Origin of the sequence: Bacterioplanoides sp., from assembly GCF_965226395.1 — a bacterium.
GTDB lineage: Bacteria > Pseudomonadota > Gammaproteobacteria > Pseudomonadales > Oceanobacteraceae > Bacterioplanoides.
The window spans coordinates 701627-715950 of record NZ_OZ245358.1; the positions used below are offsets into that span (position 1 = coordinate 701627).

A 14324-nucleotide genomic window follows, 5' to 3' on the forward strand; every position below is an offset into this window, starting at 1 on the left:
ATTAACGGATTTTTAACGTTGCCAGACCAATCAGCACCAGAATAATGGTGACGATCCAGAAGCGTACAATGACTCGCGGCTCCGGCCAGCCTTTTAATTCATAGTGGTGATGCAGTGGTGCCATACGGAAAATACGTTTTCCGGTCATTTTGAAAGACGCTACCTGCAAAATCACCGATACGGTTTCAGCAACAAAAATACCACCCATAATAAACAGGATAATTTCCTGGCGAATAATCACGGCGACCGCACCCAGCGCCGCACCTAATGCCAGAGAACCTACATCGCCCATAAATACCTGAGCCGGGTAGGTGTTAAACCATAAGAAGCCAATGCCAGCTCCAACCATGGCCGCACAAAAAACCACCAATTCACCGGCACCGGCGATATAAGGAATATGCAGGTAATCGGCAAAATTCACGTTACCGGCCAGATAAGCACATACCCCCAATGCCGCAGCCACCATCACCGTTGGCATAATGGCTAAGCCATCTAAGCCGTCGGTTAAATTCACCGCATTACTGGAACCCACAATCACAAAGTAAGTTAATACCACAAACATCAGGCCCAGCTGTGGCATCACATCTTTAAAGAAAGGCACGACAAGCTGAGTTTCTTGTGGGCTTTGCGCGGAATAAAATAAATACGCAGCAGCTACCAGAGCAAATAGCGATTGCCAGAAATATTTCCAGCGCCCAGGCAAGCCACGAGAGTTTTTCTCGACCACTTTGCGATAATCATCAACCCAGCCGATGGCACCAAAAAATAACGTGACCAACATTACTACCCAAACAAAGCGGTTTTCCAGATCACCCCATAACAAAGTGCTCACGGCAATCGATAATAAAATCAGCACACCACCCATAGTCGGTGTACCAGCTTTACTTAAATGCGATTTTGGCCCTACTTCACGAATCGCCTGACCAATCTGGTATTCACGTAATTTACGAATCACCACCGGCCCCAACAACATCGATACAATTAAGGCGGTAATTACCGACAAAATTGCTCTCAGTGTCAGATAGTTCACCACACCAAAACCCGTGTGGAATTGTGCTAACCAGTCTCCCAGCCATAGCAACATATCAGTTTTCCTCTTCCCCAATACACAGCGCTTTAACGACTTGGTCCATACCAGCGCTACGCGACCCTTTAATCAACAACACATCGGTTGTCTGGGTCTGTTGTTGTAAATAAGTTATCAGCTCATCACGGCTGCTAAACCAGATTCCGCTGGCTTTCTTTTCATCCTGATTGATTTCGTCTTGACTGCAGTTAAACCGGGCAACGGTTTGTTTATTGTAATCACCGGTTGCTATCAGTTTTTTAATTCCCTGCTGTTGTGCATAAGCCCCGACAGCAGCGTGAATATTTTCGGCATCGTCGCCAAGTTCTGCCATATCACCCAGCACCAGCCAGCTGTTATCAGCTTCGGCCAGCACATCAATCGCAGCATAAACAGATGCCGGACTGGCGTTGTAGCTGTCATCCAGAATACGCTGTCCCTGGCGACCGTCGCACCAACGCAAACGACCGGAAAAGGCTTCAGCACTTTCAAGGCCTGCAATAATTTTTTCCAATGGCATTTCAATGGCAATCGCAGCAGCCACAACGGCCAGAGCATTACGCACGTTATGCTCACCTAATAACGGCAAACGCACAGAATGAGACTCACCTTGCAAACACAGATTGAATTCACTGCCATTTAAACCAGTGCGCACGTTTTCAGCACGCACATCTGCCTCTGCAGCAAAGCCAAAGGTCAGAATATTCAACCCACGTTGTTGTGCTCGTTGATGCCAGTCGGAGAAATACACATCATCACGATTCAGAATCGCGCAGCCACCCGACTGAATAAAATCAATCAATTCACCTTTGGTTTTTACAATGCCTTCCAGGCTGCCAAAACCATCTAAGTGCGCAGCACTGGCATTAGTAATAATGCCAACCTGAGGTAAAACAAATTGTGCGGTGTAACCAATTTCTTTTAGGCCGCTGGCACCCAGCTCAATCATGGCTGCCTGATGCTGCGGCTGAAGCGCCAGCAATGTCAGTGGTGCGCCAATATGATTATTCAGGTTGCCCTGGGTCATCCAGGTAGCAAATTGCTGACTTAACACATTGGCCATTAATTGTTTCACGCTGGTTTTGCCAGCACTGCCAGTCACCGCAATCACTGGGCCGGTAAATTGTTGACGCTGGTATTGAGCAATTTGCCCCAGTGCCAATAAACACTCAGGCACTTTAACTAAGGGTAAGTCCGGAAAATCGGCACTATCGACCTCTTCATCCACCAGTGCAGCAACTGCACCTGCAGATTGTGCCTGAGTAATAAAATGATGGCCGTTAAAGCGTTCACCTTTTAACGGAATATAAAGATCACCGGGCTGAATAGTACGGGTATCGGTGGAAACACCAGAGATTTCACAATCTGCTCCCTGAACAATACTCCCATTTAACAAAGCCGTTACGTCGGATAAATAGAATGACTTAAGCATATTGACCTCCGGCTTTCTCAAACCCGAGTTTCAATAAAACAGCCTCGTCTGAATAGGGATGTTTTATACCGGCAACTTCCTGATAATTCTCATGGCCCTTGCCTGCAATCACCACCAGCTCTGCAGTTGAATTAACCGCTTCAGTAATGGCTAAAGTTCGGTCATGTTGCTGGTGAAATTGCTCACTGTTCTTTGCTGTTAAAACATCGGCAAAAATCTGCTGTGGGTCTTCTGTACGAGGATTATCATCAGTTAACCAAACCTCGGCTTCTGAACTCACTGCCACGTCAGCCATTAACGAGCGCTTACTGCGATCACGGTCGCCACCACATCCAAATACCAGTGCTTGCTGTGTGGCAACACCTTTAAGTGCCTGCATCACATTAGTTAACGCGTCCGGTGTATGAGCAAAATCCACAACGGCCAACTGCGTAACTGCCGATGGAGTATCGTTATTAACTGCATTAACGACACGGCGGTATAACGCCATACGGCCATCAACGGCATTCAATGTGGCAGCAGCTGCTAATAGCTCGGAAAAATCAAAATCCTGCAGACACAATGCAGTAATCGCAGCAACCGCATTTGCCATATTAAAATCACCAATTAATGGCAGTTTTACCGTGCCCTGTCCCCAGGGAGTTGTTAACTCAGAGGTTAGCCAGCCGGATTCATAATTAGGTTGTGAATAATAAATATCTGAATCGGCACGACGGCCGTAGGAGTAGATTTTTTCAGCTGAGTTTTCTGATTCATTTAATAATCGCTGACCATATTCGTCATCGCTATTAATCAATGCGTATTGCAGCGGATAATCGCGGAACAATTTTGCTTTTGCCGCAAAATAGCTGTCCATATCACCGTGATAATCCAGGTGATCCTGAGTCAGATTGGTCATGATGGCGGTATGAAATGCCAACCCGGTAACCCGGCCTTGCTCTAATCCATGTGACGATACTTCCAGCGCAGCCAAATCTGCCTTCTGTTCTGCCATGGCATACAAAGAACGCTTCACCACGGTAATATCCGGCGTGGTATTACGGGTGGCTTCTAAGTTCGGCCAGACACCATTACCCAAGGTGCCTAATAAACCCGCAGCCTTATTTAACGTAGTGGTTAACTGGGCAATATATTGTGTGACAGAACTTTTGCCATTAGTACCAGTAACCGCAATTAAAGGCATTTGAGCACTTTGTGGATAACGCTGCTCTGACAGCGCAACAATTTGCTGGGCTAATCCCGGTGCCGAGAAAACCGGAACACCACTATCAACTAATTCATAACCAACACATTCAAACGCAATTTCACCGTCAGCCAATACCGCGACAGCACCGTTTTTAACGGCATCCAGAATATGAGCCCGGCCGTCTTGCTGGCTGCCACTACGGGCAATAAAAACATCACCTTCAGCCACATCGCGACTATCGATGCGAATGTGTTTGATCTCCCGATCCCACTCCGGTGGAATATACGGATTCCCCTGGGTTAACTGCGATAATTTCATTGTTGTGATGGTCATGCAGCATCCCTCTTAGCAATCAATTGAGGGGCTGCTTTTTTCTTATTTACCACGATTGTTTTTGTCTTCTGATCATCTGGAGCAACCTGGCGCAAACGCAGTGCCTGCTCCATAATTCTGGAAAAAACCGGGGCGGCTACTTCACCACCGTAATATTCACGTCCCTGAGGCTCGTCGACAACAACGACCAATACCAGCTCTGGATCAGAGACCGGTGCAACCCCGGCAAAAATGGCGGTGTATTGAGAATCTTCGTAACCATCACGGCCAACTTTATGCGCGGTACCGGTTTTGCCGGCCACCCGATAACCATTAACCATGGCGCGACGCCCGGTACCTTTTACCGAAATCACCGTTTCCATCATATCTAACACCTGGCGCGCGGTTCTTGCTTTCATGACCCGCTGACATCCCGGGGTATTTTCAGCGGCTTCGAGCATTAATAAACGCACCGCCTGACGACAGCCTTGCTGACTGAAGCTGGTGTAAGCTTGCGCCAACTGCAAAGGGGTTAATGACAAACCATAACCGTAAGACATAGTGGCCAAACGCAGGTCATCCATTTGCTCCGGGTAAGGCAATGTGCCAACTGCTTCTCCCGGAAAACCCAATACCGAAGCAGAGCCCATACCGGCATCGTGAAAAAAGCGCCAGACTTTTTCTGCGCCCAGATTATGCGCCAGCTTGGTAACACCAATATTGGAAGACTTGGTAATCACGCCAGTAAGATCCAGCTCACCATAATTGCGATGATCACGAATGGTTTTGTGTTTAACCCGCATATAACCCGGCGCGGTATTCAGCACGGTTGATGGGGCATAACGACCGGAATCTAACGCTGCCGCTACCGTAAACGGCTTCATGGTTGAGCCCGGCTCAATTAAATCGGCCAGTGCGCGATTGCGCATATGATTGGCTTTTAATTGTGCGCGGTTATTCGGGTTGTAAGACGGTTGATTCACCAATGCCAACACTTCGCCATTGCGCGCATCCAGCAACACCGCTGATCCAGTTTTGGCTTTATGAGAAGCCACCGCCGCTTTTAATTCACGGTATGCTAAATATTGCAGACGCAGGTCCAGCGTCAGGTGTAAATCATTACCCGGCTGCGGGGTGTCACTCACTTCCAGTTGCTTCACCACATTGCCATATAAATCTTTGACCACCCGGCGAGAGCCATCTTGACCGGATAAATAATCGTTAAAGGCCAGTTCCAATCCTTCCTGACCCTGACCATCAATATTGACAATACCCAGAGTGTGCGCAGTGACTTCTGACGCCGGGTAATAACGACGAAAATCGTGATCGCCATACACACCGCTGACGCCCAGATTTAATACCCGCTGCGCTAATTCCGGCTCAACCTGACGTTTTAAATAAATAAAAGAGCGGCCTTTACCGGCCGCTCGCTCTACTTTTTTGAGCAAGGATTTTTTATTCAGACCAAGCGGCTTAGCCAGCTGAGGAATTTGCTGCAGATTAATTTGCTGTGGATTAATCCACAAAGTCACCACCGGAGTACTAACGGCCAATGGGCGGCCATGACGATCGACAATTTTACCCCGACTGGCCGGTTGCAGCTCTGATCGCACGGTGCGTTTTTCACCCTGCTCAAACAAGAACGGCTGGTCAACCGTATGCAGCATGACCAACCGAACCAGCACCGCCAACAACAACGCCGCGAACACTGCCATCACCAGCGCAAAGCGCCAGCGGGCAATTCCGCTTGTTGTGGGTTGGGGTTCGGTTGTCATCTTGCAAAAACCTCGTTAATTGTTGGAACGTTTTGGTATTAAAGCTGCCAAACCTGTACGTCAGCAGCTTCCGTCATATTCAGTTGTTTACGCGCCTGCTGATCAATACGGCCATGCGCCGTCAGAGTGCTGATTTCCAGCAATAAGCGAGTGTGCTCCTGCAACAGCGCCAAGCGCTGCTTATCCAGCTGCTGCCACTGCGCCAACAAGCCACGATGCTTATGCACCTGTGATATCTGCAAGGCAGCAACCACAATGACCAGCAGCCAGAATCCCCATGGCAACAGTCTCCATGGCAACATTCGTCGAGCGCGTTTTAACCATACGTCACCAGAATTAGCTTGTTGCCCTTCCATGCTGCGGCCTATGACTTCGCTAAGCGTTCAGCAACCCGCAATACCGCGCTGCGGGAGCGGGCATTACGATCAACCTCTTCTTTGGTTGGCATAATGGCCTTGCCGACCCGCTTCATGGTTTTACCCAATTGATCATCGGTCAGAGGGATACCAACCGGCACGTCTTTACCTTTTTCCTGAGCACGGATAAAGCGCTTCACCATGCGGTCTTCCAGCGAGTGGAAGCTGATCACCGCCAAGTGACCACCACTGGCTAATAATTCAACCGACTCATCCAGCACATTCTCCAGATCACCCAGCTCATTGTTCACCGCAATACGGATCGCCTGAAACGCACGGGTCGCCGGATGCTTATGACGCTCCCAGTTCGGGTTTGCGGCTTTCACAATTTCAGCCAAACGCAAGGTGGTGGTAATGGGTTCTTCGGCCTGGGCTTTTTTCAGCCAGTTGGCAATACGCTTGCCGTAGCGTTCTTCCCCGTATTCCTTTAACACCCGGGCAATTTCTTTCTCCGGGGTTTGCTCCAGCCATTCGGCTGCACTGAGCCCGGCATCCGGGTTCATACGCATATCCAAAGGGCCGTCACGTAAAAAGCTGAAACCACGTTCAGCATCGTCGAGCTGAGGAGAAGACACACCCAGATCCAGCAAAATCCCGTCTACCTCAGAAATACCTAAGCGCGCTAATTCGGTTTTCATCTCGGCGAAACTGGACTGCACAATCTGGAAGCGGCTGTCTTCCTGCTCTAACGTTTTGCCCGATTCAATCGCCAGCGGGTCTTTATCAAACCCAATTAAGCGACCTTTATCGGATAATTTGCTTAACAACAAACGGCTATGGCCGCCCCGGCCAAAAGTACCGTCGACATACACACCATCCGGGTCAGTCAGACAACCGTCGACTGTTTCTTCCAGCAATACCGTGGTGTGTAAAAAATCGGCTAAATCTGTGTCTTTTAAACTCATAACGACAAGCTCTGTAATTCTTCCGGCAGCTGATCTGGCTGGCTCACCATATCCAGGTAGTCATCACGACGGCTTTCCCATTGAGCTTTGCTCCACAGTTCCAGCTTTTTGCCCTGACCAACCAGCACGCTTTCTTTTTCTAAACCGGCGTATTCCCGCAATGGTTGCGGTAACAGCACTCGTCCGCTGCTATCCAGCTCAAGGTCCGTGGCATGGCCAATCAGCAAACGCTGAATACGGCGAGCAACCGGGTTAAAGCTGGGTAGTGCTTCAATCTTTTTCTGAATTTCGTCCCATTCATTAATGGGATACACCAACAAACAACGTTCTTCGGTATCAATCGTGGCTACCAAACGGGCACCACAGAGCTCAGCCAGCGGTTCCCGATATTTTGTCGGGATCGCCAGACGCCCTTTAGCATCCAGATTGATCGTATGTAGCCCCCGAAACATATGCCTTCCGTTGTGACTTTCTGTTTGTGAGTTGGGTAATTCTTATTTTGCAGCGATAGTGAGCACTAACATCAAGGGTTTTATCCCGGGCATTCCATGAATCTCCACTGCAGTTTAAAGAGATCCCACAATTACCCACTATCATCCACATAACTACACTATAGAAAGCACCTATGCCTTTTGCAACCCGGGAAAGTACCGGTTTCATCAGGATTTTGCTTTATTTCACAATGACTTAGCGAGGTGGGAAAGAATGGTGGGAATTTGTGGCGAACAAAACATGAACAGACTGTTCCATCTAAGGCGCAAAGTTAAAGTAAATTCTTAAGTTAGTATTCACCAACTCAAAGACATATAAAATTTTGCTATATGAAGTAATTACTAACTTCACTTTAATCAAAAGTTAGCAAGCACCAACCTTTGACAATGCCGCCAGAGCCAATCACCGCGCTACCTTTGCAGGCATCAGCTGGTTTATGATGCAGCCAACTTGCAATCAAAGCTTCGAAACAACAAAAACGACTACTCAAAACCTTCAGACTAACCAAAGACTATGAATATCCAGGCAATACAGGCGGCATCCCAAAAACTGCGCGACAACAAACTGTTCGAACTGTTTGTGGTGTCCGTCATTATCATTTCTGCATTATTGATTGGCGCCAAAACCTACGTCATCCCAGAGAAGGTGCTGCAAGTGGTGCTGTGGCTGGATGCCAGTATCACCGTGATCTTCCTGCTTGAAATCACCATTCGGTTTATTGCAGAGCCCAATAAGAAACGCTTCTTCCATAATGGCTGGAACGTGTTTGACACCTTAGTGGTATTGGTCAGCCTGATTCCAATCGAAGACAGCGATATGGCACTGATCGGCCGATTGGTGCGGATATTCCGGGTACTACGAATGGTGTCGATTATTCCCGAGCTGCGCACCCTGCTGAACTCGCTGCTGCGGGCACTACCGCAACTGGGCTATGTCCTGCTGTTGATGTTTATCATCTTCTATATCTACGCCGCCATAGGTTCAACCTTCTTTGCCCAAATCAATCCTGAGCTATGGGGCGATATCTCCATTTCATTACTGACGCTGTTCCGGGTAATGACCTTTGAAGACTGGACTGATGTGATGTACGAGACCATGGGCACCTACCCGCTATCGTGGACTTATTACCTCACCTTTATCTTCCTGACGGCATTCGCCTTCCTCAATATGGTGATTGGTATCGTCGTTAATGTGCTGGAAGATGAACACGCCCGCGAGCGTGCGGAACAGGAAGAAGCCGAGGGCAAGGCAACAATTGAAGACTTACAGGCTGAAATTCAGGAGTTGAAGCAACTGATTATTCAGCAGCAAAACTCAAAATAGTATTAGGGCTCTAACAAAAGCCAACGAGAATCAGCACGGACGCTATTCTTGTGAAATACGGCATACAAAAGCAGTAAAACTGCCAAAAAACACAAGTTCATGGCAAGAATGGCACGAAAAAATGGCAATCCTGCGTGTTTGCACTGTTCTTTAAGGAAAATCTGTAGGAAAATCAAAGTCTTGTCAGCTTCGTCAACGAGAATAATAAGGTCGCGTTTTCAGGTATAACCGGCGTGCTTATTTACCTGGATGAAAAAATCTGACAAGTGGAAATTTCCACAAAGATTTCAGTTAGTTATGAGAATGCCCAAAACCAGGGCCCTCCATACAAACACGCATGTGCACAACAGCGTTAAGCGCAAGGAGCGAGTAGATGAAATGGATGACATCAGCATTTCTACTGACTTCGTTTGAGAACCCCTCAAATGGAAATCTACAAGATTTTGAAGTGAGTACGATAGAAAACTCCGATTACAAAAAGCTAGCCTCCTAAAAGCTGATCTTCGCTAACAAGTAATTTGAAGTTTTCGGGTCACTTATTTTCTCCGAAATAATCAAGAATAGCCTTCAACTACAGAACGTCGTCATTATGTAGTTCACTGTTGTGATGAGCGTTAAAGAATAAGAAAATTATGCAATCAGAGAATAAAATTCCAGCAGTTGAAAGCATTCGTGGATGGGCCTGCTTTATGGTTCTGTTGTCACATTTAAGTCTAACATTTTACCCTTATCTACATGCTTTTAATGGAAAAGCCAGATTTGAAGATCACCCTATTCAATATTCAATCCATGAATCTCCATTTGGTTTTTTCTTTTCCGGGACATCAGCTGTGTTTATATTTTTTACCATTAGTGGCTATATTTTATCCAGAGCGGCACTTAAAGAAAAAAATATAAATAAAAGACTCTTCCTTATGAGCCTTAAAAGGTACCCTCGGTTAATGATACCGGCACTTGCCTCATGCCTGTTGGGCTATATCGCTATTAAATTTATAAATATTCAAAGCCCGCAACTGACTGACTGGATAAACAACTATGGAGATAATCAAAGTCATTCATTCTTTGGTGCGATTTATAGTGGAGCCATTGACGTATTTTTCTTATCAGGAAAGAGTCTATACAATCCAGTTTTATGGACGATGAAAATTGAGTTAATAGGCTCATTCGTTGTTTATTTTCTCTGTTTTAACAGAGCTTCACTAAAACAGCCATTTCTAACCGGTTGTATTTTCCTTATGACTATAGCCCTTCTGCTTCTAAAAATAATACCGTCAAACCTTGCTCTTGGGCTTATATCTTTTTATGGCGGTTATTTATTCAGCATTTACGGACAAAAAATAACATCAAGCATGGCACTAATATTGATTAGTGTCGGTATATATCTTGCTGGCGCTCACAATACAAGTACTTCATATACCTTTATTCATTTTTTCCTGGGTGATCACACGTATAAAATATGCAATTTCATATCAGGATTCTTCATCGTTTATGCCGTAATATTTAATGATCGCTTAAGTACGATTTTTTCTGGAAAATTTTCAGCTTTTATGGGAAAAGTTTCTTTTTCTGTGTACCTCATTCATATCCCCATTCTATCGACCTTTGGAGTGTTTGTTTTTAACAGACTATATGAGGCTACAGGAATGTATAACATTGCCGCAGTGACCTCATCTATCCTATCAATACTAACAATATACTTTTTGTCATTATTTTTTTACCGTAGCATAGACTTAAAAGGAATGAGCTTAAGCAACAGGCTTGCTAAATACATTTGGATTAGATCTAATACAGACACCAAGAAACTGTAATTCAACCTGCAACTAACAACTAATTCATAAGTGCACTTCCGGGATCCAGAACCATAGTATTACCAACACCAGAAACAGGATAAAAAATTACTTTATTAATTGCGCCAACCGCAGTTTCAACCTGAATATTTAATCGACATATAAAATAGCGATTATTCGTTCAAATTAAACCTACAAGGAGCATTCATGAGAGTTGTTAAGCGTCTTCTTAGGGAAGGAAAAAGCAAGGGTTCTATTTTTGAGAAAGCCTCAGAAGAAGGACTTAACCTTAAAAAGGTTTCCAAATATCTAGCAATGTATCCAGATCCCGAAGAGTCTGAGAGCTACAGTAGCGCTAATAACACCTTGATTGGCATATACTTAGTTTGGATTTTGCTAGGCTTGCTGTCAATCGCACCAATTTTTCCTGAACTCCCGGTGACTACAGCCCTTGGATTTATAACTTTTGAAGTTGTAATACCTGTTTTAGTCTTATACTGCATTTATAGAAAACTATCGATTGGATACCTGATATTTTCATTTTTCTTATTTATGAATATTCTTCGTTTATTCGGAGCAGGGGTTATCGATGTTTTATCAGAGGTATGCATTAATGCTTTTTTTATTGCCTATGTGGTAATTTTAAAAAACAAACTTTTCCCTTATCAAAATTTCTTTAACACAAAGAAGAATGCTAAAGGCCTTTCTATTTTCAAGAAAGACTCAACAAGCATCTGCGATTCAACTGTAGCTAAAAATTAATTAACAAGCCCACTCCAGACCATCCCGGGCCATAGTGTTCAGGGTAGCTAAAGCCTTTATCATTACTGCCTTCAGCGCTACTTTTGATACTTTCTTTGTTTAATCAGGCGATAATATGGGCGTTGCCTGGCCTCAGCGGTCAAAAAAACTGGCCGCTGAAGTCACTACCCCTGATCTGATATGAGGTATAGTAGTCATCATACTAATAATAAAACCCATAAGGTGACTCCTATGACATTCATCAAATCTATACTGGCCATGGCATTAAGCGCCGGTTTATCTGTCTCTCAGGCGGCTGACATTGTAAATCCTCAAATCACTGATGATGCTGACCAGCATGACCTACATAGCCCGGACACCACTCACAATCCACACACCAAGCCAAAACCCGATGGTGCCCGTGATGTGATTGTAGTGGGCAATAACTGGGACGGTACCATTGATATATATGACCCCTACACCTTTCAACGCATTAAAAAGCTCAATGCGGTACCGGATAAGGCCGAGCGCCTGGAAGAACTGAATGGCAGTATCAAACGCTGGATTACGTCAACTTTTATCAAAGAAGTGATTGGTGAAGGCAACCATCAGATGGTCGATGATATGTTTACCTCGAACGATGGTCGTTATTTGTTTATTTCCCGTCCCAGCTTTGCCGATGTGATTGCATTGGATGTGAACAGCGGCGAGATTAAATGGCGTACGCCAATCGAAGGCTCCCGTTCCGATCATGCGGCCATTTCACCCGATGGTAAAACCTTCCTGGTGTCTGCCTCCACTGCGCGTAAAGTCCATGCGATTGATACAGAAACCGGGACAATTAAAGGTGGTTTTGAATCCGGTGATCAACCTCATGAAAACACCTATTCAGCTGATGGTAAGCTGATTTATCATGCCAGTATCGGCAAGGTTTATGTGCCGTTCACTACGTCCTGGTTAGACTGGATTAAAGGCGACCGTTACTTTCAGGTGGTGGATGCTGACACTTACGAAGTACTGCAACAAGTGGATATGGGAGAAAAGCTGGAAGAATTCGGTTTCCCATGGGTAGACAGTGCGGTACGCCCCATGGCCGTTGCGCCTGACGGCAAATTTGTTTATCTGCAGGTATCGTTTTATCACGGCTTTTTTGAATACGATATTGAACAACAAAAAGTAACCCGTCGTATTGAGTTACCAGTTCCACAGGTGATTGCCGACATGAGCACCCGTGACTATCAATTAAATTCCGCTCATCACGGCTTAGCCATGAACAGCAGCGGTGATAAATTGTGCGTCGCCGGTACCATGTCGGGCTACGCTGCTATTGTTGAGCGTGATAGCTTTGAGTATCAAACTGTTTCTCTGATGAAAGAGCACCCATTGGATGCCAAGCCATACTGGTCGACCGAAAGTGCCGATGGAAAACATTGTTATGTGTCGGTGAGCCAGCAAGATCGCGTGTCGGTTATTTCATTTGAAACAGCAAAAGAAGTCGCCAGCTTCCCGGTGGGCGATCACCCCCAGCGTATCCGTACTGGTCATTTGGTGATTGAATAGCTGAAAAATAAAAAGGCCATGATATAAATCATCATGGCCTTTTTCATGAAGTCTGAAAAATTCTAACTCACAATATTATCAAACGGCTCAACTATAACGGTTTCACCCGTTTCAACCGTACCGCGTTGTTGCTCGATAATAATGTAGCAATTTGCGGCATTCATCGACGTTAATACACCCGAGCCCTGACTGCCGGTCGTTACTACCGTCATTTTCCCTTGCTCATCGATTTGATAAATACCACGCTGGAAATCCGTTCGCCCCGGCGCTTTTTTAATTCGGCATCCGGCCGTAGCCGCAATACGTAATGGTTTTACTACTTTCTGGCCGGTGAGTGTTTTTAACATCGGCACCGCCAACTGATGCATAGTAACCAACGCAGATACCGGATTGCCTGGTAAACCAATAAAAACGCTGTTGGGTAAAAAACCAAAAGCAAACGGTTTACCGGGTTTAATCGCTAATTTCCAGAAGGCAATTTCACCTAATTCATCCAGTACATTTTTAACAAAATCCGCTTCGCCTACCGATACACCACCGGAGGTGATCACCACGTCGCATAATTCATCCGCTTGAGTAAATGCAGAACGCAGTGCATCCAGATTATCAGCAACAATACCAAAGTTAGTAATTTCAACATCCAGCTTTTCCAGTACTGCCGAAATCGTATAACCGTTACTTTCATAAAACTGCCCCGGTGCTAATGGCTCACCCGGCTTTTTTAATTCATCGCCGGTGGACAACACCGCAACCCGCAGACGACGCACCACGGTAATTTCACGAATGCCTAAACTGGCTAATAAACCCAAATCCGCAGCACGCAGGCAACGACCCGGCTCAAATACCGCCTGCCCGATGGCAATATCTTCGCCCGCAACACGGACATTATTACCAGCGGTTACAGCACGATTCAGGGTAATCTGATCACCGTCAGCACTGACCTGCTCCTGCATAATCACGGCATCGGCACCAGCCGGAACCTGAGCACCCGTCATAATCCGTACACATTGCCCGGCTTGTACTTCGCCCGCAAAAGGATGCCCTGCGAACGATTGGCCAATTAAGGTCAGCGTTGCATTCTCGCCTGCGTCGTCAGCCCGTAATGCATAACCATCCATGGCGGAATTATCCGCCGGCGGCACATTTAATTGGCTAACCACAGGCTGCGCAATAACACGCCCCAGCGCTTGTTCAATAGCCACCACTTCGGTTTCTTCAAGTGGTTTAAGGCTGCTCAGTAATTGCTCCAGAGCCTGATCCAATGGCGTTAATCCGGGGGCAGCGCAATGATCGATCATGGTATAAATCTCATCTTCTGAATAAGGCTAT

At 46.0% G+C, this 14324-nt stretch carries 12 protein-coding genes; 4 read left to right on the forward strand and 8 right to left on the reverse strand.

Annotated features, from left to right (window positions below):
- Nucleotide 1: 1 nt before the first annotated feature.
- The 7 genes from mraY to mraZ are packed head-to-tail and all read right to left on the reverse strand — an operon-like array spanning nt 2 to nt 7544.
- Nucleotides 2-1084: a phospho-N-acetylmuramoyl-pentapeptide-transferase gene (gene mraY, locus ACO05E_RS03245; protein WP_419811558.1), complete on the reverse strand. Its 1083-nt coding sequence runs from the start codon at nt 1082-1084 to the stop codon at nt 2-4.
- Nucleotide 1085: 1 nt separating this feature from the next.
- Nucleotides 1086-2498, reverse strand: coding sequence for a UDP-N-acetylmuramoyl-tripeptide--D-alanyl-D-alanine ligase (locus ACO05E_RS03250; RefSeq protein ID WP_419811559.1), 1413 nt, complete (start codon nt 2496-2498; stop codon nt 1086-1088).
- Nucleotides 2491-4017 (reverse strand): UDP-N-acetylmuramoyl-L-alanyl-D-glutamate--2,6-diaminopimelate ligase, encoded by a 1527-nt coding sequence (locus ACO05E_RS03255; protein ID WP_419811560.1) that lies wholly within the window; start codon nt 4015-4017, stop codon nt 2491-2493. Before ACO05E_RS03255 ends, ACO05E_RS03250 begins: the two co-directional genes overlap by 8 nt.
- Nucleotides 4014-5771, reverse strand: a complete 1758-nt coding sequence (locus ACO05E_RS03260) for a peptidoglycan D,D-transpeptidase FtsI family protein (protein WP_419811561.1) — start codon at nt 5769-5771, stop codon at nt 4014-4016. Before ACO05E_RS03260 ends, ACO05E_RS03255 begins: the two co-directional genes overlap by 4 nt.
- Nucleotides 5772-5809: 38 nt before the next feature.
- Nucleotides 5810-6127: a cell division protein FtsL gene (ftsL, locus tag ACO05E_RS03265; protein ID WP_419811562.1), complete on the reverse strand. Its 318-nt coding sequence runs from the start codon at nt 6125-6127 to the stop codon at nt 5810-5812.
- A gap of 8 nt (nt 6128-6135) precedes the next feature.
- Nucleotides 6136-7092 carry a 16S rRNA (cytosine(1402)-N(4))-methyltransferase RsmH gene (gene rsmH, locus ACO05E_RS03270; protein WP_419811563.1) on the reverse strand — a complete coding sequence of 319 codons (957 nt, stop codon included), beginning with the start codon at nt 7090-7092 and terminating at the stop codon, nt 6136-6138.
- Entirely contained in the window at nt 7089-7544 is a 456-nt protein-coding gene (mraZ, locus tag ACO05E_RS03275) for a division/cell wall cluster transcriptional repressor MraZ (RefSeq protein ID WP_419811564.1), read from the reverse strand. Before mraZ ends, rsmH begins: the two co-directional genes overlap by 4 nt.
- A 553-nt stretch (nt 7545-8097) precedes the next feature.
- On the opposite strand from mraZ, the gene ACO05E_RS03280 reads away from it, so the two are divergent.
- The 4 genes from ACO05E_RS03280 (at nt 8098) to ACO05E_RS03295 (ending at nt 12995) form a co-directional block, all read left to right on the forward strand.
- Nucleotides 8098-8907 (forward strand): ion transporter, encoded by an 810-nt coding sequence (locus tag ACO05E_RS03280; protein ID WP_419811565.1) that lies wholly within the window; start codon nt 8098-8100, stop codon nt 8905-8907.
- A 632-nt stretch (nt 8908-9539) separates the two neighbouring features.
- Nucleotides 9540-10715 (forward strand): acyltransferase family protein, encoded by a 1176-nt coding sequence (locus tag ACO05E_RS03285; protein WP_419811566.1) that lies wholly within the window; start codon nt 9540-9542, stop codon nt 10713-10715.
- A gap of 186 nt (nt 10716-10901) precedes the next feature.
- Nucleotides 10902-11456 carry a hypothetical protein gene (locus ACO05E_RS03290; protein WP_419811567.1) on the forward strand — a complete coding sequence of 185 codons (555 nt, stop codon included), beginning with the start codon at nt 10902-10904 and terminating at the stop codon, nt 11454-11456.
- 231 nt (nt 11457-11687) lie between these two features.
- Complete coding sequence (locus ACO05E_RS03295) at nt 11688-12995, forward strand: YncE family protein (RefSeq protein WP_419811568.1); 1308 nt, start codon at nt 11688-11690, stop codon at nt 12993-12995.
- Nucleotides 12996-13057: 62 nt separating this feature from the next.
- Here ACO05E_RS03295 and moeA read toward each other — a convergent pair whose 3' ends face one another.
- Nucleotides 13058-14293, reverse strand: coding sequence for a molybdopterin molybdotransferase MoeA (moeA, locus tag ACO05E_RS03300; protein WP_419811569.1), 1236 nt, complete (start codon nt 14291-14293; stop codon nt 13058-13060).
- Between the last annotated feature and the right edge of the window lie 31 nt (nt 14294-14324).

Bases quoted from the DNA above. Each gene is read 5' to 3' on its own strand.
- mraY (WP_419811558.1), bottom strand. From the start codon at position 1,084: ATGTTGCTATGGCTGGGAGACTGGTTAGCACAATTCCACACGGGTTTT.
- ACO05E_RS03250 (WP_419811559.1), bottom strand. From the start codon at position 2,498: ATGCTTAAGTCATTCTATTTATCCGACGTAACGGCTTTGTTAAATGGG.
- ACO05E_RS03255 (WP_419811560.1), bottom strand. From the start codon at position 4,017: ATGACCATCACAACAATGAAATTATCGCAGTTAACCCAGGGGAATCCG.
- ACO05E_RS03260 (WP_419811561.1), bottom strand. From the start codon at position 5,771: ATGACAACCGAACCCCAACCCACAACAAGCGGAATTGCCCGCTGGCGC.
- ftsL (WP_419811562.1), bottom strand. From the start codon at position 6,127: ATGGAAGGGCAACAAGCTAATTCTGGTGACGTATGGTTAAAACGCGCT.
- rsmH (WP_419811563.1), bottom strand. From the start codon at position 7,092: ATGAGTTTAAAAGACACAGATTTAGCCGATTTTTTACACACCACGGTA.
- mraZ (WP_419811564.1), bottom strand. From the start codon at position 7,544: ATGTTTCGGGGGCTACATACGATCAATCTGGATGCTAAAGGGCGTCTG.
- ACO05E_RS03280 (WP_419811565.1), top strand. From the start codon at position 8,098: ATGAATATCCAGGCAATACAGGCGGCATCCCAAAAACTGCGCGACAAC.
- ACO05E_RS03285 (WP_419811566.1), top strand. From the start codon at position 9,540: ATGCAATCAGAGAATAAAATTCCAGCAGTTGAAAGCATTCGTGGATGG.
- ACO05E_RS03290 (WP_419811567.1), top strand. From the start codon at position 10,902: ATGAGAGTTGTTAAGCGTCTTCTTAGGGAAGGAAAAAGCAAGGGTTCT.
- ACO05E_RS03295 (WP_419811568.1), top strand. From the start codon at position 11,688: ATGACATTCATCAAATCTATACTGGCCATGGCATTAAGCGCCGGTTTA.
- moeA (WP_419811569.1), bottom strand. From the start codon at position 14,293: ATGATCGATCATTGCGCTGCCCCCGGATTAACGCCATTGGATCAGGCT.